Source organism: Nonomuraea sp. NPDC003201 (genome assembly GCF_053590415.1).
This window is the reverse complement of sequence record NZ_JBSFTC010000002.1, coordinates 71233-92405: the sequence shown is the minus strand read 5'-3', so window position 1 is coordinate 92405 and position 21173 is coordinate 71233. Positions and strand designations below refer to the sequence as shown.

Sequence of the window (21173 nt, the reverse complement as noted above, 5' to 3'; positions counted from 1 at the left end):
GCCGGGTCACCGCAGCCGGTCGAGCTCGTCGGCGAAGCCCAGCCGCTCGGCGATCACCGACAGGATGTCGGCCGGCAGCATGCCCTCCTCCATGCTCAGCTCCAGCAGCTCCTCGGAGCTGAGCCCGAGGTCGCTCAGCAGCTCGTAGTCGCCGGCCGGGCGCACGCCGAGGCCGTTGGCCTCCTTGTCGGGCGCCACGCCGGCGAACTCGGCGAACAGCTCGCCGAGCGGGTCGGACAGGATCGCGTGCGCGTCCGACAGGAACACGCGCGGCTCCTCCTCGCCCCGGTAGCGGGCGATCGCGAACCACTCGTCCTCGACCTCGACGCAGAGCAGGGCCAGCTCGTCGCCGGAGAGGCTCAGCGTCTCCGTGACCGCGTCACCGAGGTCGTCGACGATCTCGGCCGCGCTCAGATCGATCTCGGCGCCGCTCCAGCCGTCCGAGGTCCTGACGAAAGCCGCAGAGAAGGTGTTGGACGCCATGTCCGAGCTCCAGGGGGTCAGCCGAAGACCGATTCGATGGCACGCTCGAACGGCTCGGAGAAGCCGAGCCGCGCGGCGATGCTGGACAGCACATCTTCGGGCAGCAAGTCGATGTCGCCGGAGAGGATGCCCAGCTCCATCTCGTCCAACCCGAGATCGGCGAAGATCGACAGATCTCCGGCGGGGAGCACGGTCTCCTCGTCCTGGAGGATCTCGTCGAGCTCCTCCTCGTCCGGCACCGGCACGTCGAGGTACTCGAGAACCTGGCGGGCCAGCGGGAAGTCCCAGGAGGCCGCGATGTCGGACAGGAACACGTCCACCCGCTCGCCCAGGACCCGCAAAGCTACGAAGAACTCGTCACCCACGGCGACCAGTCCGATCGTCCCGCTCTCGCTCGGCTGCTGCCGCAGGGCGTGGACCAACCCCTGCAGGTCGGACGTGAGCACGACCGGCAGGAGCTCGGCATCCCAGCACCCGTCCTCGCGATAGACCACGATGGCGAAGTCCAGAGCGTCATCTTCGTCTGCCATCGCCATCCCCACCCGACTTCTGACACGACAGGTATTACCAGCACCCAATCGTTTCAGACCCGCGCACGAGGCGTGTGCCTCTCGGACTAAATTGTGATCAAAACCCATGGCCTGAGGGGCCGGCGGGGGTGGGCGTGGTCGGGGGACCACCGCAGGTGGCAGGGGTCCCCATGCACGTTCCCCAGCGGATAGCCTTGCCGTTTATGGAAACCCTCGTCGTCGACCATCCGCTCGTGGCCCACAAGCTCACCACGCTGCGCGATGTCCGCACCGACTCGCCGACCTTCCGCAGGCTCGCGGATGAGCTGGTGACGCTGCTCGCGTACGAGGCCACCCGCGACGTGCGGATCACCGACGTCACGGTTGCGACGCCCGTGGCCCCCGCCCACGGCGTGCGACTGGCCAAGCCGTACCCCCTGGTGGTGCCCATCCTGCGCGCCGGGCTCGGCATGCTCGACGGCATGACCAGGCTGCTGCCCACGGCCGAGGTCGGGTTCCTCGGCATGATCAGGAACGAGTCCACCCTCCAGGCCGAGACGTACGCCACGCGGCTGCCCGACGACCTGTCCGGGCGCCAGTGCTACGTCGTCGACCCGATGCTGGCCACCGGCGGCACGCTGGCGGCGGCCGTGCAGTTCCTGTTCGACAGGGGCGCGGTCGACGTCACGGCCATCTGCCTGCTGGCCGCCCCCGAGGGCCTGGCGTACATGGACAAGGTGTTCGCCAACTCGGGCAAGCCCATCCGCGTGGTGACCGCCGCGCTCGACGAGCGGCTCAACGAGAACGGCTACATCGTGCCCGGCCTCGGCGACGCGGGCGACCGCCTCTACGGCGTGGTCTGACGCCACGACGTCTGAAAAGCACCTTTCCCGTCACACGCAGTCATCTCTTCGTTACATACTGTTGTTTCGTGGGTACGAAGAGGCAGGAAGGCAACTTCCGCATGCGCGTGGGGGAGCACGATGAGCGATCACAGCGAGGCGGAGCCGGCTCCGTACGCGGAGGTGGAAACTGTGCTGTGCGACGAGTTCGCCGGCATCCACTCCGCGACCACCGTAACGCGCTGCGTTGAAGCTGCGCACTACGGCGCGCTGGAGGTCACCGGTTACGCCCATCCAAGCCTTGTAGAGCGCATCGCACGCAAGCACCTTCACGTCCTGGCCCTGGTGGCCAGCGAACGCGGCTGACAAGATCAAAACTATCCCGCGAAGGCATCTTTACCCGGGCATCCGGGTGGGTAATGTATAGGGCGGGTGGAGTGGGTAAGGGCACGGAGGCGACGGTGCAGGTCAAAAAAGTCCTCACATACGGTGGTATCGCATTTGTCGCGTACTACCTGTTCGCGCGACCATCTGACGCCGCGGACGCGGTGAGAGGAGCGTTCGACACGGTGTTCAACGCGGCCGACTCGCTGGCTCAATTTGTGAACAGCCTGTCATGAGACTTGTGACCCACGGGGACTCCGCCCCGTCGTCGGTCAACCGATACCTTCTCCCCCAAGAACAACAGTTCATCATGGTCCGGCGGCACCCTGCGATCTTGCTTCGGCCGGTTGCCGAGGTGCTCGCCGGCCTGATCGTGGCGGGCTTGCTCAGCAAGTTCTTCGGAGGCAGCGATCAGGGTGGCACGGCGCTCGTCGTCGTGTGGTGGTTGTGGCTCCTGCTTCTGGTGCGTTTCGTGTGGAAAGTCGCGGAGTGGTCGGTCGATTACTTTGTGGTGACTTCGAAGCGCATGCTGCTGACAACGGGCTTGATCACCCGTAAGGTCGCGATGATGCCTTTGGGCAAGGTGACCGACATGAGCTTCCAAAGAAGTCTGCTTGGGCGCATGCTCGGTTACGGTGAGTTCATCCTCGAGTCAGCAGGTCAGGACCAGGCACTCTCGACAGTGGAGTACATTCCGTACCCCGAGACGCTGTACCTCGAGGTCTGCGGGATGCTTTTTCCCAGCAAGGACGAGAGCGACGATTAATCTCCTCGCGGGGAATTCTTCACTCGGGGATACCCGATTCGGCTACTTCATGCAATCATTGCGTGTTGTTGACCCTTCCCCGCCTTGAGAGATGAGATGCCGAGTCAGGGAACCATCGGTGACCGCGTCCGCGGACTGCGGCTGAACAGGCGGATGTCCCAGGCCCAACTGGCCGGACCCGACCTGTCTGACAGTTATGTCTCGCTCATTGAGTCGGGCAAGCGCACGCCGACTCCTGTCGTGGCCCGGCTGCTGGCCGAGCGGCTGGGGTGCACGACCGAGTTCCTCCTTCACGGGATCGAACCTCGGCAGCGCATCGACACGGAGCTCGGCCTGCGTCACGCCGAGCTCGAGCTGCAGCATGGCGACCCGTCCGTCGCCGCCGACCGCTTCACGGAGATCGTGAAGGCGGCCGACGAGGAAAACGCCATGCTGACCGCGCACGCCCGGTTCGGCAGGGCGCGCGCGCTCGAGGCCCAGGGTCGCCTCGGCCAGGCGGTGGAGGCGTTCGAGCGCCTGCGCAGGGAGGCCGCGGCTCACCCCGAGCGGCTGGCCGACCTCCCGCTCACGATCGCACTGAGCCGCTGCTACCAGCGGGCGGGCGACCGCCTGCGGGCCCGCGACCTGGCCACCGCCGCCCTCCAGCAGGCCGAGCGGCTGTCCATCACGCAGGGCGAGATCGCCGTCGACCTGGCAGCCGCTCTGGTCGAGGCGCGCAGCGAGCGCGAGAGCGAGTCCCGCGAGCTGGGATACGTCCAGCGGGTGCTGGCTCTGACCGGCGTTCCTCAAGTTGTGGACCGTTCCGGAGAGATCCAGGCGCTGTGGCACGCGAGCGCCGCCGCCGCTGCCGGCGAGGACTCGGCGCTGGCCGTGCGCCTCGCCGACGACGCCATCATGGCCGGCCGCCAGGCCCGGCTGTCGCTGCAGCTGGCCAGGACCGCCATGCACTGGTCCAGGCTGACCACGGTGCCGGCCGACGAGGCCGAGCGCCTCATCTCGGCCGCCGCCGAGGCGTTCGCCACGTTCCCCGGCACGGCGCGCGAGCACGGCGAGAGCCTCATCGTGCACGCGCGGGTCGTGCTGCGGACCGGCGCCTCGGCGCGGGCGAGCGAGCTGGCGAACACGGCTCTGAGCCTGTCGCACGACCGCGCCGGCACCACGCCCGCCGAGGCCCACCTCGTGCTGGCCACCGTCGCGTTCGACGAGGGGGGCGACGCCTCCGCGCACCTGCGCGACGCTCACCGGGCGCTCGACACGCTCGACCGGCCGGTGTTCGGCTCGGATCGGCAGGCCGCGCGTTGCTGGCGTGAGCTGGGCGACCTCTACGGCAGGGCCGGGTCCAGAACACAACAGACCGCCGCATATCGTAAGGCCCTCGAAGCCGCTGGGGTCCGTTCGGCCATGGCGGGGGTGACCGTCGACGCCACAGTTTCGCGCTGATCCTCCTGGAGCTCCAGATTTGGCGTTTTGAGTCTGGAATAATTAGGGTCTACCAGTCATTGACTCATAGGATGATTGGTTTCCCCGGAGGAGGCGGACTGTGAGTCTGCGTACGGCGCAGCGGGCTTCGCTCGTCGACCAGGTGATCGATCAGCTCAAGGAGCAGATCACCTCAGGGTCGTGGCCGATGAACGGCAAGATCCCGACCGAGACGGTGCTCGCCGAGCAGCTCGGGGTGGGTCGCAACACCGTTCGGGAGGCCGTGCGCGCGCTCACGCACGCCGGGCTGCTCGAGTGCCGTCAGGGGGACGGCACTTACGTCCGCGCGACCAGCGAGCTGTCCGGCGCGATGCTGCGGCGGCTCAAGCAGGCCGAGCAGCTCGAGATCCTCGAGGTACGTCGTGCGCTGGAGGTCGAGTCCGCGCGCCTGGCCGCAACCCGGCGCACGGACGACGACATCAAGCGCATCGAGGCGGCCCTGGCCGAGCGGGACCGGGCCTGGGAGCTGGACGACCCCGACTACTTCGTCGAGGCCGACCTGGCCTTCCACATGGCCGTGGCGCACGCGACGCACAACCTGGTGCTGATCGACCTGTACGAGGACTTCTCGGCGGCTCTGCGCGCCAGCATCACGGCCGCGGGAACCTCGCTCGACAAGAGCTACATCCCGCACGACGCCATCGCCCGCGCCATCGCGGCGGGGGACGCGGCGGCGGCCGAGCGGGCGGGTCACGCCTGCATGGAACACATCCTCATCGCCCTCACCGAGTCCTGACCCCTCCCCCGGGGTGTGACAAAGGAGACAGCCGGCTCTGGAATGGCGCCTGATCGCTTCGGTGCTTTAGCGGAAGAGTGAAGCGAAAGGAAGAACGCCATGACCATCCTTGTCGCCTACGACGGCTCGGCCGACTCGCGGGCCGCGATCGAGTTCGCGGCCAAGCATCTCGCCGCCGAGCCCACTGTCGTCGTCACGGTGTGGGAGCCGCTGCTCGTGCAGCTCAAGAAGTATCCGCTGGCCGCGGGCGCCCTCGACCAGAGCACCGAGGACGAGTCGCACGCGCAGGCGGAGCAGCATGCCCGGGAGGGGGCCGAACTGGCCATCGCGGCCGGGCTCTCGGACGTCACCTATCGGGCGGTGGCTGACAACGAGTCGATCTGGAAGACGATTGTCGATGTGGCGGATGAGGTGGATGCCTCGTTGATCGTCACGGGGTCGCGGGGGTTGGCGGGGGTGCGGTCGGTGTTGCTGGGGAGTGTGTCCAACCACGTGCTCCATCACGCGCACCGGCCGACGCTCATCGTCCCGCCGGCCAAGCCCGCCCGCTGAGAGAGCTCAGGACCTCAGCCGAAGCGCGCCACCGCACTTCGGCTGGGGTCCTTTTGCGTGAGGAGGACGGCCTTGGGATCCCTCCAGGGGCCGAGCCCACCGCGAGAGGTCCCTTGGGTGGGGCGTCAGGAGGCCGTGGGGAGGGGCGTTTCCGTGAAGGTGGCGCAGCCGGGTGAGGGGGCGCAGGACTGGGGTGGGGGGCAGAGGCGGGTGTCGATGCGGCGCGCGCCCGGGCCCTCGTCGCCGAGCCGGTCGTGGGGGTTGGCCACCGGGCACCGGTCGAGCGACAGGCAGCCGCACCCGATGCACTCCGTGAGATCGTCGCGCAGCCGCTGAAGCTGCTCGATCCGGTCGTCCAGCTCCCCGCGCCAGGCGGCCGACAGCCGGGCCCAGTCGTCCCGGTTGGGCGTGCGCTCGTCCGGCAGCTCGGCCAGGGCGTCCTTGATGGTCTTCAGGGGGATGCCGATGCGCTGGGCCAGCCTGATGAACGCGACCCTGCGCAGGCTGTCGCGGGTGTACCGGCGCTGGTTGCCGGCCGTACGGCGACTCTTGATCAGGCCCTTGGTCTCGTAGAAGTGCAGGGCGGACACGGCGACCCCGCTGCGTTCGGCGAGCTCGCCGACGGTGAGCTCCTTGGTGTTCCAGGCGACCTTCGTCATACCTGGAGATTACTTGAGGATTCGTTCGAACAGGGTCTCGAGGACCACGATCGTCTGCGTTCCCGTGACTCCGTCCACCCCGAACACCCGGCGCAGCACGTCCTGCAGCTCCACCGTCCCGGCCGTACGGACCTTGAGCAGCACCGACGCGGGACCCGCGATGACCTGCGCCTCCTCGATCTCCGGGATCGCCGCCAGCCGGTCGGCGCTGTCGCCCATCCAGGTGCTCCCGTCCACCAGCACGTACGCCGTCACCGTACGCCCGAGCGCCGCCTGGTCCACCTCGATCGTCGTACGCCTGATCACCCCGCGCTCGCGCAGCTTGCGCACCCGCTCGTGCGCGGCCCCGCTGGACAGCCCCACCGCCTTGCCCAGCACCGCGTACGACCGCGTCGCGTCCTCCTGCAGCAGGCCGATCAGCATTCTGTCGATATCATCCACAACCGAATGGTATCCGGCGATATGCCAGCGGTGCCGAACAGCATATTGTGGACGGCATGACGGACACGATCCCCACTGAGTTCGAGGTGCTCGACGAGCGGTTCGCCGCGGTAGGCGGAGACGACTATGTCGAACGCCTCCACACCGGCACCCGCTGGGCGGAGGGCCCTGTTTACTTCCCGGCCGGCCGGTTCCTGGTCTGGAGCGACATCCCCAACGAGCGGATGCTGCGCTGGGACGAGATGACGGGCGCGGTCGGCCTGTTCCGCCAGCCGTCCGGCTACACGAACGGCAACACCCTCGACCGCGAGGGCCGGCTGATCTCCTGCGAACACGGCAACCGCCGCGTCACCCGCACCGAGCACGACGGCTCGATCACGGTCATCGCCGACCGCTGGGAGGGCAAGCGGCTCAACAGCCCCAACGACGTCGTGGTCCGCTCCGACGGGTCGATCTGGTTCACCGACCCGCCGTACGGGATCCTCAGCAACTACGAGGGCTACGCCGCCGAGCAGGAGATCGACGGCTGTCACGTCTACCGCGCCGACCCGGTGACGGGCGAGGTCCGCGTCGTGGCCGACGACTTCGCCCGCCCCAACGGCCTGGCGTTCTCGCTCGACGAGAGCCGGCTCTACGTCGCCGACACGCGGATGAAGCACCTGCGCGTGTTCGAGGTGCGCGAGGACGGCACGCTGGCGGGCGGCAAGGTCTTCGCCGAGGGGACGGAGCAGGACATCTTCGACGGCCTGCGGCTCGACGACACGGGCCGCGTCTGGGCCGCGGCAGGCAGGGCGCTGCTCTGCTACGACCCGGACGGCACGCTGATCGGCCGGCTGAAGCTGCCGGAGCCCACGGCCAACCTGGTGTTCGGCGGGCTCAAGCGCAACCGGATGTTCATCACGGCCTCGTCCTCGCTCTACTCCCTGATGACCAACGTCACCGGCGCGCGCCCGGTCTGGGCCGGGCGCTAGCCTCACTCCCACCTGAACAGCCGTACGGCCAGCCCGCCGAAGATCAGTAGCGCGGCGCCCACCACCACGAGGTGCGCGGTCTGCGGCGCGTGGCCCGCCCAGGTGTCCCTGAGCGCCTGGGCGAACGGGCCCGCGACGGAGTAGTCGCTGACCGTCCGCAGCGCGTCCGGCATGAGGTCGCGCGGCACCCACATGCCCCCCAGGAACATCAGCGGGAACATCACCGCGGACCCGATCCCCGGCGCGACCTTCGCGTTGGGCGCCAGCGCGGCGATCACCAGCCCGATGGCCTGCAACGCGGCGCTGCCGAGCAGGAAGACCAGGATGAATCCCACCCACTGCCGCGGCGCCGCCGACCCGAACACCAGCGAGCCCGTCACGATCAGCAGGGCCGTGGTGACCGCTCCGACCACCAGGTTGATCAGGAGCTGCACCCCCAGCAGCCGTGCCGGGTGCACGGGCGTGGTGGACATCCGCCTGAGCACCCCTTGCTCGCGGTACCCGGTCAGCACCGCGGGCACCACGCTGCAGGCCAGGGTCAGCAGCGAGAGCAGCGTCATCAGGCTCGGCATCTGCGCGTCCACGGCCCGCTCCCCCGAAGCCCCGGGCTGGGTCATGTCCGGGATGCTGAGGCCCAGCACCAGCAGGAGCGCGACCGGCAGCCCGACCGTGAAGAGCAGGAACGGCCATTCGCGCAGGTGCAGCTTGGTCTCCACGAGGAGCAGCTTCATGACAGCTTCCTTCCGGTGAGTGCGAGGAACGCGTCGTCGAGCGTGGTCTGCTCGATCCGCAGGTCTCCTGGGACGACCCCGTGCTGGGCCAGGGCGAGCGTGACGGCCGGCGCGAGGTTGCCCGTACCGCTCACCACGAGTTGTTCGCCGCTCCTCGTGACCTCACGTACCTCGGGCAGGGCCCGGAGCAGCGCGTCGTCGACGGGAGCCGACGGCCGGAACCTCAGCCGCTGCTCCCCGCCCACCTGTGCGATGAGCCCGGCAGGCGTGTCGGTGGCCGCCACCTTGCCCGCGTCGATGAGCGCGAGCCGGTCGCAGAGGCGCTCGGCCTCCTCCATGAAGTGGGTGACCAGCACGATCGTCACGCCGGAGTCGCGTACCTGCTCGACCAGCTCCCAGGTGTCCCTGCGGGCCTGCGGGTCGAGCCCGGTGGTCAGCTCGTCCAGCACCGCCACGCGCGGCCTGCCGACCAGCGCCAGCGCGACCGAGAGCCGCTGGCGCTGCCCGCCGGACAGCTTCTTGAACGCCGTGTCGCGCTTGCCGCCGAGGCCGACCCGTTCGAGCAGTTCGGACCAGTCGGCGGGGTCGGGGTAGAAGGAGGCATACAGGTCCATGGCCTCCCATACCTTGATCTTCTCGGGCAGCGCCGCGCTCTGCAGTTGCATGCCCAGCACGTGCCGCAGCTCGCCCCTGTTGAGCTGCGGGTCCAGCCCGGCCACCCGTACGGTGCCGCCGTCGGGCACGCGCAGGCCGGCCACGCACTCGACGGTGGTGGTCTTGCCCGCGCCGTTCGGGCCGAGGATGCCGAAGATCTCACCCTCCGCCACCTCGAACGACACGTCGGCAACCGCCAGGTGGTCCGGGTACTGCTTGCGCAGATTCCTGACTTCGATGACCTTCATGCAGACGACGCTAGGGACACGGCCTTCGCCGGGGAATCCGGCTGGATGTCGGGCAAGGGTGTACCTAGGTGCAATGGTCCGGTCGCGCCCGTTGGACCAGACTGGAGGCATGCTGCTCCGAAGGTTCGGTCAGGCCGCGGCACTGCTCGCGCTCCTCCTCGTCGAGGTGCCGGCGATCGTGCTCAGCCTCACCATGCTGTTGCTGTCGTTCGGGGTTGGCATGGTGTTCCTGTATTCGCCCCAGGTCCAGCTGGTCAGGAGGCTGGCCGAGCTCAACCGCCGGCTGATGCGGAGCTGGACCGACGTCCACATCGAGTCCCCGTACCTGCCCAAGCCCCCGCCGCCGGAGCCGCAGGCGGACGGCCTCTACCGCTCCGACCGGACCCTCTACAAGACGCCGCGGATCCCCGCGTGGAACAACCGGTGGAAGTGGCTGATCTCCGACCCGGCGACCTGGCGCGACATGATCTGGCTGGCGCTCGAACCGGTGGTGAAGGCGGCGCTGCTGCCGGTGTTCGTCACGCTCCCCGAGCGTGGCCTGCGGGTCTACGCCCTCTGGAGCGACCTGATACTCCGCGCGACCGTCGCCAGCCGCCTGGCGAGCCAGGTGAGCCACCTCAAGCGGACGCGTAACCTGGCCGCCGACTCGCAGGCGGCCGAGATGCGCCGGATCGAGCGGGACCTGCACGACGGCACGCAGGCCCGGCTGGTGGCGATCGGCATGACGCTGGGCGCGGTCGAGCAGCTCGTCGACGACGATCCCGCGGCGGCCAAGGCGCTGCTGTCGAAGGCCCGGGACGCCTCCTCCGAGACACTGACCGAGCTGCGCCGGGTCATCCGCGGCATCCACCCTCCGGTGCTGGCCGAGCGCGGGCTGGCAGACGCCGTACGCGCGCTGGCCATGGACAGCCCCTTGCAGGTCACGGTGGACGTCGACCTGCCGCACCGGCCGGAGGCGCCGGTGGAGGCGGCGGTGTACTTCGCGGTCAGCGAGCTGCTCTCCAACGCCGCCCGGCACGGCGACGCTCAAGCGGCGACGGTGGACCTCAGCACCGACGGCCCCAACCTGCGCGTCACGGTCACCGACGACGGCCTGGGCGGCGCCGACCCGGCCAAGGGCAGCGGCCTGTCCGGGATCGAGCGGCGGCTGGCCGCCTTCGACGGGCTGCTCGCCCTGAACAGCCCGCCGGGCGGCCCCACCACCGTGGCGATGGAGCTGCCCCGGGTGCTGCCCGAGCACTGGGCGGGCAGCCTGCCCCGGCTGCCGCGCTGGAAGGCGGCCGTCGTCGTGTTCCTCTGGGCCACGGCCTGGTGCCCGACCTTCCCTCAGGGCATCGTGGCCGGCGTCATGAAGACGTTCGGCATCCAGGAGAAGAGCTGGTTCCTCGCCCTGTACCTGCCCGGGCCCTGGCAGTGGCCGGTCATCCTCGGCATGATCACCCTGGGCCTGTGCATGCACATCCTGGCCATCTGGATACCCTCCAACCACAACCGCGACCTCTGGCTCGCGCGTGCCACGCCGATCAAACCCTGGTGCTGATGAAGAACCGCGTACTCGTCGCCGAGGACCTCTACCTGCTCAGAGACGGGCTGGTGCACCTGCTCCAGGCCCACGGCTTCTCGGTCGTGGCGGCCGTGGAGAGCGGGCCCGAGCTGCTGCGGGGCCTGCTGGAGCTGCGGCCCGACGTCTCGATCGTGGACGTGCGGCTGCCGCCCACGTTCACGGACGAAGGGCTGCAGGCGGCGCTCGCGGCCAGGAAGCAGGTGCCCGGGCTGCCCGTTCTCGTGCTGTCCCAGCACGTCGAGCAGCTCTACGCGCGCGAGCTGCTGGCCGACGGCTCGGGCGCGATCGGCTATCTGCTCAAGGACCGGGTCTTCAACGCCGAGCAGTTCATCGACGCCGTACGCAGGGTCGCCGAGGGCGGCACGGCCATGGACCCCGAGGTCATCGCCAAGCTGCTGGCCAGCAACGCCAGGCACGAGCCGCTGGCCGCGCTCACGCCACGCGAGCGGGAAGTGCTGGAGGCCATGGCGGAAGGGCGCTCCAACACGGCCATCTGCCAGCGGCTCTATCTGAGCGAGAGCGCCGTGGCCAAGCACACGGCCTCCATTTTCGCCAAGCTGGGGCTCGCGCCGTCGGACGACGACAACCGCCGCGTACTGGCCGTACTCGCCTATCTCAACAGCCGCTAGGAACCCTCCACCTGGGGTTGGCCATCCGGAGACTGCCCCGACTTGTCGGTCGCACCGGCTATTTTCATAAGGGCATGGCGACGAAGGGGTGGTAGCAGGTGAAAATCCGGGTTAACCGCGATGTTCTGGCAGATGCGGTGGCGTGGGCTGCCCGAGTCCTGCCCTCCCGGCCCGTGGTGCCCGTCCTGTCCGGGCTGCTGCTGGAGGCGAGCGACGAGCTGGTCCTGTCCGCGTTCGACTACGACGTCTCGGCCAGGGCCTCGGTCGACGCCGACGTGGCCGAGACGGGCAGCGTGCTGATCCCCGGTCGGCTGCTGGCCGAGATCAGCAGGAGCCTGCCCGCCGACGACGTGGAGATCGTCACCGAGGGCGCCGAGGCGGTGCTGACCTGCGGGAGCGCGGAGTTCGGGCTGATCACGATGCCGGTCGAGGACTTCCCGACCATGCCCACGATGCCGCCGAGCATCGGCGCCGTCGGCGGCGGCGTGTTCGCCTCGGCGGTCGGCCAGGTCGCGCCCGCCGCCAGCCGCGACGACACGCTGCCCATGCTCACCGGCATCAGGGTCGACATCGACGGCGAGTCCGTGGCCATGGCGGCCACCGACCGCTACCGCATCGCCGCCCGCGACTTCGCCTGGCGCCCGGCCGGCCCCGACCTCGCGGTCTCGGCCATGGTCCCGGCGAAGGTGCTGGTCGAGGTGGCCAAGTCGCTGCGCGGTGGCGAGGTGTCGATCGCGATGGGCGACGGGGTGGCGGGGTTCGAGAGCGTCGGGCGGAGCACGACCGTGCGGCTGCTCGACGAGCAGTTCATCGACTATCGCGCCCGGCTGACCTCCGACTGGTCGATCAGGGCCGACGTGGCGGTGGCGCCGTTCGTCAACGCCATCAAGCGGGTCGCCCTGGTGGCCGAGCGCAACACCGCGATCCGGCTGTCGTTCAGCCAGGGGCAGGTGCTCATCCAGGCGGGCGGCGGCGACATCGGGCGCGGCGCCGAGGTGGTCGACTGCGAGCTGCGCGGCGACGACATCCAGATCGCCTTCCAGTCGCAGTTCCTGCTCGACGGGCTGACCGGGATCGACAGCGAGCTGGCCCGTATCAACATGGAGTCGCCGACCAGGCCCGCCCTGATCCAGGACGTGCCCGGCGACGCCGAGCCCGCCTTCCGCTACCTCGTCATGTCACTCCGCCAGGGCTGAGCCGCCGGTCTGGCGCTCGGCGACCAGCTTGAACACCCTCTTGAACTCCGTGTACGCCTCCTCGCCCACGGCCTCGGCGTGCTCCGCCTCCATGGCGGCGAGGATGGCGTCCGACTTGACCATGTGATCGCGGCCCTTCTCGGTGGGCACGATCAGCTTGGCCCGCCGGTCGGCCGGGTCCGGCTGGCGCTCCACGTAGCCCAGCTCGACCAGCTCGTCCACCAGCGTGCCGATCACCTGCTTGTGCTGGCCCGACTGCGCGGCCAGGTCCGTGGCCCTGCTGCCCTCCTCGTCCAGGTACGCCAGCACCGCCCCGTGCCGGGGCCTGAGCCCGGGATGCCCCTGCCGGGCCAGCGTCTCGAACAACTGCCGCTGCAGGCTGAAAAGAGTCCTGCTGGACAGGATGCCGAGATCGGGCTCTTCCTGCTTGCGCCGGCTCCTGCGCACGGTCATGTCCTCCATTTAGTCATCAATCTTGATTGTCACTGAATATTACTATATCGTCGACGGCATGAGCATCTTGATCACGGGTGCCAACGGCACCGTCTCCAGCGCTGTCCTCCGCTCCCTGTCCGGCACCCTGTCCGGCATAGGGGACGTGCGGGTCCTCGTGCGTGACGCGGCCAAGGCGCCGTCGGGGGTGGAGGTCACGGTCGGCGATCTGGACGACCCCGCCACGCTCGACCGGGCCTTCCAGGGCGTGGACACGTTGTGGCTGCTGACCGCCATGGGCCCGCAGGCGCCGCACGCGAGCATGAACGCCGTCTGGGCCGCCCGGAAGGCCGGCGTGAGCCACGTCGTACGCATGTCGGCCATCGGCGCGGCCCACGACGCGCCGACCCGCAACGGCCGCCTGCACGCCCTGTCGGACGTCGAGCTCGCGGCCTCGGGCCTCGACTGGACCGTCATCCGCCCGGCCTTCTTCATGCAGAACCTTTTCGGCTCGGTCAACGGCGACACCTTGTACGGCGGGCTCGGCGAGGGGCGGCTCGGCATGATCGACGTACACGACATCGGCGACTTCGCCGCCGCGGTCCTGCGCGCTCCCGCACAGCACAAGGGCAGCACCTACACTCTCACGGGCCCGGCCAGCGTCTCACTGCGGGACGTGGCCGCCGTGCTGGGCGAGATGTACGGCACTCCGATCGCCTATCAGCCGATGGCGCCGGACGACGTCCAACGGTCGATGGTGGACGCCGGGCTGCCCCCGTGGATCGCGGCGATCACCAGGGAGTACCTGACGGCGTACTCGGCGGGGTGGGGTGACTACACGACGCCGGACTTCGAGAAGGTGATGGGCCGCCCGGCCCGGTCGTTCGCCGACTTCGCCCGCGCCCACGCCGCCGAGCTCCGCCCGTGACCGTCACTCTGGGAGCAGGAGCTGCACCAGCACGTCGTACGCGGCATCCCGGTAGCGCCGCTCGCCGGTGGCCTCGGCCAGATCGACGAGCAGGTGACCGACCCCGGCCGCGCCGCAGCAGGGCCCGACGACGACGAGCCGGGGCAGCCACGCCAGGCAGACCTCGGCGCAGCGGATCGCGAGCCCGCCCTGCACGCGGCCGCCGCGGTGGCCGGCGCCGACGAGGTCGTGGACCGGTGAGAAGATCGAGGGTGCTCCGAATAGCAAAAGCCGTGCTCGCAAGATTGCCGGAACCACTGCACGCACTTGCGCTGAAGCACCGTGAACTGCTGAAGTTCGCGGTGGTGGGTGGAACAACGTTCTTAGTGGACAACACGGTGTTCTACGGGCTGAAGCTGACCATTTTGGAACCGAAGCCGGTGACCGCGAAGATCATCGCGGTGCTCGTGGCGACGATCGTGTCCTACGTGCTGAACCGCGAATGGTCGTTCCGGACCAGGGGCGGCCGCGAGCGCCGTCACGAGGCGGCGCTGTTCTTCCTGGTCAGCGGCGTCGGTCTGGTGCTCAGCTCCGCGCCGCTATGGATCTCCCGGTACGTATTCCACCTGGAGACCCCGGATGTGAGCCTGGTGACCCAGGAGATCGCCGACTTCATGAGCGCGCAGATCATCGGCACGCTGATCGCCATGGTCTTCCGCTTCTGGGCGCTCCGGAAGTGGGTCTTCCCCGACGAGAAGTCCCCGTCCCGCAACGTGCGACTGGCTCCCGATTCCACGGATGAGGCGGCTTGATGCCGGCGAATCCAGAAGCCGTTTCGGCGGTTGGATGATCAGCCGCGTTCGCTCACGGCATCGCGGATCCTACAAACAGGTGAATCAGTGCTGCGCCATGTCCACGAACCGGCTGTAGTGGCCCTGGAACGCCACCGTCACCGTCGCCGTGGGGCCGTTACGGTGCTTGGCCACGATCAGGTCCGCCTCACCCGCCCGCGGCGACTCCCGCTCGTACGCGTCCTCCCGGTGCAGCAGGATGACCATGTCGGCGTCCTGCTCGATGGACCCGGACTCACGCAGGTCGCTCACCGCGGGGCGCTTGTCCGTGCGCTGCTCCGGGCCACGGTTGAGCTGGGAGATCGCGATGACCGGCACCTCCAGCTCCTTGGCCAGCAGCTTGATCGCACGGGAGATCTCCGAGACCTCGTTCTGCCGGCTCTCGGTCTTCTTCGGCGAGCTCATCAGCTGGAGGTAGTCGATGACCACGAACCGCAGGTCGTTACGCTGCTTGAGCCGCCGGCACTTGGCCCGGATCTCCATCATCGACATGTTGGGCGAGTCGTCGATGAACAGCGGCGCCTCCGCCACCTCGCTCATCCGCCGGGCCAGGCGCGTCCAGTCGTCGTCGCCCATCATGCCCGAGCGCATGGCATGGAGGGCGACCCGGGCCTCGGCGGACAGCAGACGCATGGTGATCTCGTTGCGCGACATCTCCAGCGAGAAGATGACCGTGGTCATCCCATGCTTGATAGCCGCAGAACGGGCGAAATCCAGACCTAGCGTGCTGTTGTGCGTGGGAATGCATGTCCGGCCTGCCAGGTACATGTGATCGGCGTTGTCCACCTCCACGCAGCGGACCGGCCGGGAATGGGTCGGACGTACGTCGACGATGTAGCGGACGCGCGTGGCCGGGTGCGCGTCACGGACCTGCCTTTCTGCCTTGCGGGGCAGCCGGAACACCGAATCGGACGGCGTAAAGTTGATCATGTAGCAGGTGGAGGACTCTTCCGTCCTTCCTCTGACGGGCTTCGTGCGCATGGTCGCCTTGTAACCGAGACTCAGGACGAGTTCGTGAACGTCATGCGCCAGCCGCCGGTTCGTCACGGCGAACTGGACCTGTCCGTGGCGGTTGACGTATCCGTCGGTGTCGAGCAGGCCTTCGAGCAGATCACGCCGCTGCCGTTCCGAGGCACGCAGATAGTCCGCCGGGATGTGCTTGTCGTTGAGCACGCCGAGTCCACGCAGAATGCCCTGGACGCTGCCATGCGCGTTGTGACATGCCTGGCACCGTCGCAGACCGCTGGAAGGGCCACCGCAGTCGGGACACGCCGGCAGGCCGACCGGTGCCGACACGGAGCGAGCTTTCCCCCCGCAACTCCGTCCGCAGGTCCGGACCTGCGAGGTCTTCGGGACGAATGCGGTGCCGCACACGACGCACGAACGTGACTGCAGTGGCGCCGGGTCAGGCAACGAGATCTGGTAACTGATCGAGTCACCGGCGCGAGAGACTCGGAAACCCTCTGCTTCGAGGTTGGCGATGATCTCCGGATCCGCGGTGCTGAAGCGCGCGCATGCCGAATGGCCATCCCCAAGCCAGACCCCGAGGAGGTACGGGGACAACGGCAGGTCCGCCTCGTCGAGAGCGAACGGCGCAGACACGGCGACCGCGTGGTTGGGCCGCCCGTCAGCGCTGGAGCAGCGTAGTGTGGCTGCGATCTCCTCGGTGGTGACCGTGTCCTCGTGCCGCGCCACCGTGGCCGCGTTCTTCGGCATGACGACTCGTTCGTAAAGGCGACCGAAGAGCGTCGCCGCTGGATATGCCAGAGCCGGCCGAACACGGCCACGACCCTCTGGACCTCCCGCTACAACCGGCACCTTCCCGACGGCGGCGACGTCCTTCGCTACCGCACGGAGGACGTGACGGAGCTCCTCCCCCACCGCCTCCACGGCTTGTGTGTGGGTCACCGGCCGGTCGGGATCGGCCTGCGCGGCCTCAAACGCCTCCCTGACCCGGCTGATGGCCTCCGGAGACCAAGAGAAGGATTGCCCGGCCTGCCGCGCCTCCCTGGCCGCACGTGTGGTCGTGCGCCATTGGTGCTGCGCATCGGCGATGATCACCGTGCCGTCGCTGAACTCCACCTCGTAGCACGGCCGATCCTGCATCACCTCGGTCGCCGCCACCACCCGGGTCGGACGTCCGTCGGCGCCCATCAACTCGTCGCCGACCTGGACTTCGCCCATCGTCGTCCATCCGGTCGGTGTCGGCAGCGGCGTATCCAGCGCCAGCGCCTTACCGATGGCAGGCCGGGCGGCCACGACGATCATCTGGCCCGGGTGGAGGCCGTTGGTGAGCTGGTCGAGGTCCTGGAAGCCGGTCGGCACGCCGACCATCTGGCCGCCGCGGCTGCCGATGGCCTCCAGCTCGTCGAGGGCGCCGGGCATGATGTCGGCCAGGGGCGCGTAGTCCTCCGAGGTGCGGCGCTCGGTGACCTTGTAGATCTCCGCCTGGGCGCGGTCGACGAGGTCGTCGACCTCTTCGTTCTGCCCGCCGTAGCCGAAGGAGACGATGCGGGTGCCGGCCTCGATGAGGCGGCGCAGGATGGCCTGCTCCCTGACGATCTTGGCGTAGTAGCCCGCGTTGGCCGCGGTGGGGACGACGGCCGTGAGGGTGTGGAGGTAGGCGGCCCCGCCCACCCGGGCCATCTCGCCGCGCTTCTGCAGCTCGTCGAAGACGGTGACCGCGTCGGCGGGCTCGCCCCTTCCGTAGAGGTCGGTGATGACCTCGTAGACCATCTGGTGGGCGGGCCGGTAGAAGTCGTCGGACCGCAGGATCTCGACGACGTCGGCGATGGCGTCCTTGGACAGCAGCATGCCGCCCAGGACGGACTGCTCCGCCTCGATGTTGTTCGGGGGGGTGCGCTCGAAACCAGGGCCTGCGCCCGTCTCGTCGTCAATACTCACCGCGCCCCCTCGAACACTTGCAGGCGGTCGCACCACCCCCACTTGTAGCCGACCGGTCTGACAGTTTCTCGGAGTCGCGAGCCGACGGCAACGCGACCTGTGGACAACCCTGTGGTCAAGCTGTGCACTACCGTGCCCAGAGTGTGAAAGGCCTGTGGACAGTTGCTGTGGATAACTCTCTCGGATATCCACCGAACGGCCCCTGACCTGGGCGAACGGTATCCACCGGCTGTGGAGAAAAGAAAGTTTCGCCGACACGCCGTGTAATGGTCATAATGGACAAATGCTCATTACCCCCAGGGATCGGGAGATACTCCGCTTAGCCGTACCGGCGTTCGGCGCGCTGGTGGCCGAGCCGCTCTTCCTCCTCGCCGACTACGCCATCGTGGGCCACGGGCTGGGCACCACGGCGGTGGGGGCGCTGGGGGTGGCGGGCACGGTCCTCGCGACCCTGGTGAACCTGTGCGTCTTCCTCGCGTACGGCACCACGGCCTCCGTGGCGCGGCAGACGGGAGCCGGGAACCACGAGCGGGCCATGCGCAGCGGTGTGGACGGGATCTGGCTGGCCCTGGCCATCGGCGCGCTCCTGATCGCCGTGTGCTGGCCGCTGGCCCCCGCCATCGTGGAGCTGTTCGGGGCGGGCGAGGGGCAGGGCGCGCAGGCCGTGACGTACCTGCGGATCAGCCTGCTCGGCGCGCCCGGCATGCTGGTCGTGCTGGCCGGGACGGGGGTGCTGCGCGGCCTGCAGGACACCGTCACGCCGCTGGCCGTCGCCATCGGCTCGTTCGTGCTGAACGCGGTCCTGAACGCCTGGTTCGTGCTGGGGCTGGGGTGGGGCATCGCCGGGTCGGCCTGGGGCACGGTGATCGCGCAGACACTGGGCGCGGCCGTCTACCTCGCCGTCGTGGCGCGGGGCGCGCGGCGGCTGGGGACGCCGCTCACGCCCGGTCTGGCGGGGGTCAAGGAGGCGGGCACGGCCGGGTTCGCGCTGCTCGTCCGTACCCTCTGCCTGCGGGTGGTGCTGCTCGCGGCCACCGTGATCGCCACCAGGATGGGCGAGGCCGAGCTGGCCGCGTACGCCATCGCCACCCAGGTGTGGACGCTGCTCGCGTTCGCGCTGGACGCCATCGCCATCGCCGGGCAGGCCATCACGGGACGCTCGCTCGGCGCCGGGGACGTCGCGTCCACCAGGGCCGCGACCAGGCGGATGGTGCAGTGGGGCGGCTGGTCGGGCGTGCTGCTCGGCTTGCTGGTCGTGGCCGCCAGGCCGCTGCTGCCCGGGCTGTTCGACACGGACCCGCAGGTCACCGACCTGTTGCTGGCGTTGATGTGGCCGGTGGCGGCGTTCCAGCCGGTGTGCGGGGTCGTGTTCGTGCTCGACGGCGTGCTGATCGGCGCGGGCGACCAGCGCTACCTGGCGTGGGCGGGGGTGTGGACGACGCTGGCGTACCTCCCCGCCGCCCTCCTCGCCTCCAGCTTCGGGGTCGTCGCCCTGTGGTGCGCGCTCGGGGTGTGGATGTTCGCCCGCCTGGTCAGCCTCGTACGCCGGGCCGCCGGCACCGCCTGGCTGGTGACCGGAGCGTAGGCGCTCTTACTTTGGGCGCAGGCTCCGCTACCTGCAGTGAGATGCGGAAACACTGTGACCGTCCTGTGCTTGCTGTTGTCCGAGTGGTGAGACATTGTGGGCGCGTTCCCTGAGCGGGGTGTTCCTTGTCCACGATTCTGCGGCGACTGCCACCCACCGAGGCGACCGGATTACGCACGGGCGCCCGCCACAGCCTGGCCGAGCTCTACCGCCCGGCCGACCTGGTGGTGCTCGGACTCGGTGTGATCATCGGCGCCGGCATCTTCTCCATCGCCGGGCGGCAGGCGGCCACCACGGCGGGTCCCGGCGTCATCCTGTCCTTCATGATCGCGGGCATCGCCTGCCTGCTCGCCTGCCTGTGCTACGCCGAGCTGTCGTCCACGATGCCGACCTCGGGCAGCGCCTACACCTTCACGTACGTCATCTTCGGCGAGGTCTGGGCGTGGATCATCGGCTGGGCGCTGATCCTGGAGCTGCAGTTCGCCGCCGCCGTCGTGGCCAGGGCGTGGGCCGCGATCACGGTCGGGGCGATCTCCAACTTCGGGGTACGCGTGCCGCATCAGGAACTCGTCGGCGACGTCCTCGTGTTCGTGATCCTGGTGCTGCTCACCGGCGTGGTGGCGCTCGGCGCGCGGATCGGGCTGCGGGCCCTGTGGATCATGGTGGCGGCGAAGCTGCTGGCCATCGGGGCGGTCATCGTCGTGGGCCTGCCCCACATCGACGTGCGGAACTTCGGCGAGTTCCACGTGCCGTCCAAGATCCTGCAGAAGCCGCCCACGACCGTGCTGGAGATCCTGTTCGGCCAGAGCCACGCGTTCGGCTGGTTCGGGATCTTCGCGGCGGCCTCGGCCATCGCGTTCGCGTACATCGGGTTCGACATCGTGGCCACCTCCGCCGAGGAGACCGTGAACGCGCCCGCCGCCGTGCCCAAGGGCATGATCCGCAGCCTGATCATCGCCACCGTCCTCTACATCGCGGTGGCCCTGGTCATGGTGGGCATGGTCCCGTACACGAAGATCTCCGAGGACGCGCCGCTGACCGGGGCGTTCCGGGCGGCCGGCGTGAACTGGATGGTGCACGTCATCGACGTGGGCGCGGTGCTCGGGCTGACGACGGTGATCCTGGTGCTGATCGTGGGGCAGACGCGGGTGCTGTTCTCGATGGCCCGCGACGGGCTGATCCCCCGCGGCCTGGCCACGGTCAGCCGGAAATATCACACTCCGACCCGGGTGACGCTGGTGATCGGGGTCGTGGCGATCGTGCTGGCCGAGTTCGTGCCGGTGCTCACGATGCAGGAGCTCGTGGTGATCGGGACGCTGTTCGCGTTCGCGTTCGTGGCGGCGGGGGTGATCGTGATGCGGCGGCGCATGCCGTACCTGGAGCGGGGGTTCAGGGTGCCGCTCTCGCCGCTGCTGCCGGGGCTGTCGCTGGTGGCCACGCTCTGGCTGATGGTGAACCTGCAGCTGCTCACCTGGGCGTGGTTCGCCCTGTGGATGGCCTTCGGCCTGCTGGTCTACCTCGTGTACGGCCGCCGCCACAGCCTGCTGGCCCGCCCGCACACCCCGATCGAGCCGGCCCGCGGCCGCCACCGCCGCTAGAGCCGGCCCTACTCCGGCACCGCAGAGCGGGTAGGCGGCCCGGCACCGCACC

General features: G+C 69.1%; 24 protein-coding genes. 15 read left to right on the top strand and 9 right to left on the bottom strand.

Annotated features, from left to right (window positions below; genetic code table 11):
* Positions 1–6 precede the first annotated feature (6 nt).
* Both ACWDX9_RS02045 and ACWDX9_RS02040 read right to left on the bottom strand, forming a co-directional pair.
* Positions 7–483 (bottom strand): tRNA adenosine deaminase-associated protein, encoded by a 477-nt coding sequence (locus ACWDX9_RS02045; protein ID WP_449947905.1) that lies wholly within the window; start codon positions 481–483, stop codon positions 7–9.
* Positions 484–500: 17 nt separating this feature from the next.
* Positions 501–1013, bottom strand: coding sequence for a tRNA adenosine deaminase-associated protein (locus tag ACWDX9_RS02040; RefSeq protein WP_449947903.1), 513 nt, complete (start codon positions 1011–1013; stop codon positions 501–503).
* 203 nt (positions 1014–1216) lie between these two features.
* Between ACWDX9_RS02040 and upp the strand changes: the two genes are divergently transcribed.
* The 7 genes from upp (at position 1217) to ACWDX9_RS02005 (ending at position 5751) form a co-directional block, all read left to right on the top strand.
* Positions 1217–1855, top strand: coding sequence for a uracil phosphoribosyltransferase (upp, locus tag ACWDX9_RS02035; protein ID WP_449947901.1), 639 nt, complete (start codon positions 1217–1219; stop codon positions 1853–1855).
* 120 nt (positions 1856–1975) lie between these two features.
* Positions 1976–2200: a hypothetical protein gene (locus ACWDX9_RS02030; protein ID WP_192788986.1), complete on the top strand. Its 225-nt coding sequence runs from the start codon at positions 1976–1978 to the stop codon at positions 2198–2200.
* A gap of 71 nt (positions 2201–2271) precedes the next feature.
* Positions 2272–2454, top strand: a complete 183-nt coding sequence (locus tag ACWDX9_RS02025; protein WP_192794450.1) for a hypothetical protein — start codon at positions 2272–2274, stop codon at positions 2452–2454.
* Entirely contained in the window at positions 2451–2984 is a 534-nt protein-coding gene (locus ACWDX9_RS02020) for a PH domain-containing protein (RefSeq protein WP_192788987.1), read from the top strand. Before ACWDX9_RS02025 ends, ACWDX9_RS02020 begins: the two co-directional genes overlap by 4 nt.
* A gap of 96 nt (positions 2985–3080) precedes the next feature.
* Positions 3081–4424, top strand: a complete 1344-nt coding sequence (locus ACWDX9_RS02015; protein WP_449947898.1) for a helix-turn-helix domain-containing protein — start codon at positions 3081–3083, stop codon at positions 4422–4424.
* A 100-nt stretch (positions 4425–4524) separates the two neighbouring features.
* Positions 4525–5199: a FadR/GntR family transcriptional regulator gene (locus ACWDX9_RS02010; protein ID WP_350724133.1), complete on the top strand. Its 675-nt coding sequence runs from the start codon at positions 4525–4527 to the stop codon at positions 5197–5199.
* Between the two features lie 99 nt (positions 5200–5298).
* On the top strand, positions 5299–5751 hold the full coding sequence (locus ACWDX9_RS02005; protein ID WP_449947895.1) for a universal stress protein: 453 nt from the start codon (positions 5299–5301) through the stop codon (positions 5749–5751).
* Positions 5752–5876: 125 nt separating this feature from the next.
* Here the strand turns inward: ACWDX9_RS02005 and soxR are convergent, their stop codons facing one another.
* Positions 5877–6410: a redox-sensitive transcriptional activator SoxR gene (soxR, locus tag ACWDX9_RS02000; RefSeq protein WP_449947892.1), complete on the bottom strand. Its 534-nt coding sequence runs from the start codon at positions 6408–6410 to the stop codon at positions 5877–5879.
* 9 nt (positions 6411–6419) lie between these two features.
* Entirely contained in the window at positions 6420–6851 is a 432-nt protein-coding gene (locus ACWDX9_RS01995) for an Lrp/AsnC family transcriptional regulator (protein ID WP_449947889.1), read from the bottom strand.
* Positions 6852–6907: 56 nt separating this feature from the next.
* Here ACWDX9_RS01995 and ACWDX9_RS01990 point away from each other — a divergent pair, with 56 nt between their 5' ends.
* A complete protein-coding gene (locus tag ACWDX9_RS01990; RefSeq protein WP_449947886.1) occupies positions 6908–7822 on the top strand; it encodes an SMP-30/gluconolactonase/LRE family protein in 915 nt (304 codons plus the stop codon).
* Positions 7823–7824: 2 nt separating this feature from the next.
* Here ACWDX9_RS01990 and ACWDX9_RS01985 read toward each other — a convergent pair whose 3' ends face one another.
* Together ACWDX9_RS01985 and ACWDX9_RS01980 are read right to left on the bottom strand one after the other, a co-directional pair.
* Positions 7825–8553, bottom strand: coding sequence for an ABC transporter permease (locus tag ACWDX9_RS01985; RefSeq protein WP_449947883.1), 729 nt, complete (start codon positions 8551–8553; stop codon positions 7825–7827).
* Positions 8550–9455, bottom strand: coding sequence for an ABC transporter ATP-binding protein (locus ACWDX9_RS01980; protein ID WP_449947880.1), 906 nt, complete (start codon positions 9453–9455; stop codon positions 8550–8552). The genes ACWDX9_RS01985 and ACWDX9_RS01980 overlap by 4 nt, the downstream gene beginning before the upstream one ends.
* Positions 9456–9564: 109 nt before the next feature.
* Between ACWDX9_RS01980 and ACWDX9_RS01975 the strand changes: the two genes are divergently transcribed.
* The 3 genes from ACWDX9_RS01975 to dnaN all read left to right on the top strand — a co-directional run bounded on the left by ACWDX9_RS01975 (position 9565) and on the right by dnaN (position 12844).
* Positions 9565–10995, top strand: coding sequence for a sensor histidine kinase (locus ACWDX9_RS01975; protein ID WP_449947877.1), 1431 nt, complete (start codon positions 9565–9567; stop codon positions 10993–10995).
* Positions 10995–11648: a response regulator transcription factor gene (locus ACWDX9_RS01970; RefSeq protein ID WP_350724149.1), complete on the top strand. Its 654-nt coding sequence runs from the start codon at positions 10995–10997 to the stop codon at positions 11646–11648. Before ACWDX9_RS01975 ends, ACWDX9_RS01970 begins: the two co-directional genes overlap by 1 nt.
* 98 nt (positions 11649–11746) lie before the next feature.
* Positions 11747–12844 (top strand): DNA polymerase III subunit beta, encoded by a 1098-nt coding sequence (dnaN, locus tag ACWDX9_RS01965; RefSeq protein WP_449947874.1) that lies wholly within the window; start codon positions 11747–11749, stop codon positions 12842–12844.
* Here dnaN and ACWDX9_RS01960 read toward each other — a convergent pair.
* Positions 12827–13297, bottom strand: coding sequence for a MarR family winged helix-turn-helix transcriptional regulator (locus ACWDX9_RS01960; RefSeq protein ID WP_449947871.1), 471 nt, complete (start codon positions 13295–13297; stop codon positions 12827–12829). The genes dnaN and ACWDX9_RS01960 overlap by 18 nt on opposite strands.
* Before the next feature lie 58 nt (positions 13298–13355).
* On the opposite strand from ACWDX9_RS01960, the gene ACWDX9_RS01955 reads away from it, so the two are divergent.
* Positions 13356–14204, top strand: a complete 849-nt coding sequence (locus ACWDX9_RS01955; protein ID WP_449947868.1) for an SDR family oxidoreductase — start codon at positions 13356–13358, stop codon at positions 14202–14204.
* A 3-nt stretch (positions 14205–14207) separates the two neighbouring features.
* On the opposite strand, the gene ACWDX9_RS01950 is transcribed toward ACWDX9_RS01955, so the two are convergent.
* Positions 14208–14471, bottom strand: a complete 264-nt coding sequence (locus tag ACWDX9_RS01950; protein WP_449948065.1) for a hypothetical protein — start codon at positions 14469–14471, stop codon at positions 14208–14210.
* Here ACWDX9_RS01950 and ACWDX9_RS01945 point away from each other — a divergent pair.
* A complete protein-coding gene (locus ACWDX9_RS01945; protein WP_449947865.1) occupies positions 14441–14995 on the top strand; it encodes a GtrA family protein in 555 nt (184 codons plus the stop codon). The two genes, ACWDX9_RS01950 and ACWDX9_RS01945, sit on opposite strands and share 31 nt — an antisense overlap.
* An 84-nt stretch (positions 14996–15079) precedes the next feature.
* Here ACWDX9_RS01945 and dnaB read toward each other — a convergent pair whose 3' ends face one another.
* Entirely contained in the window at positions 15080–17848 is a 2769-nt protein-coding gene (gene dnaB, locus ACWDX9_RS01940) for a replicative DNA helicase (protein ID WP_449948059.1), read from the bottom strand.
* Between the two features lie 373 nt (positions 17849–18221).
* Here dnaB and ACWDX9_RS01935 point away from each other — a divergent pair, with 373 nt between their 5' ends.
* Both ACWDX9_RS01935 and ACWDX9_RS01930 read left to right on the top strand, forming a co-directional pair.
* Complete coding sequence (locus ACWDX9_RS01935; protein ID WP_449947862.1) at positions 18222–19523, top strand: MATE family efflux transporter; 1302 nt, start codon at positions 18222–18224, stop codon at positions 19521–19523.
* A gap of 125 nt (positions 19524–19648) precedes the next feature.
* Positions 19649–21121 carry an APC family permease gene (locus tag ACWDX9_RS01930; RefSeq protein ID WP_449947860.1) on the top strand — a complete coding sequence of 491 codons (1473 nt, stop codon included), beginning with the start codon at positions 19649–19651 and terminating at the stop codon, positions 21119–21121.
* Positions 21122–21173 lie beyond the last annotated feature (52 nt).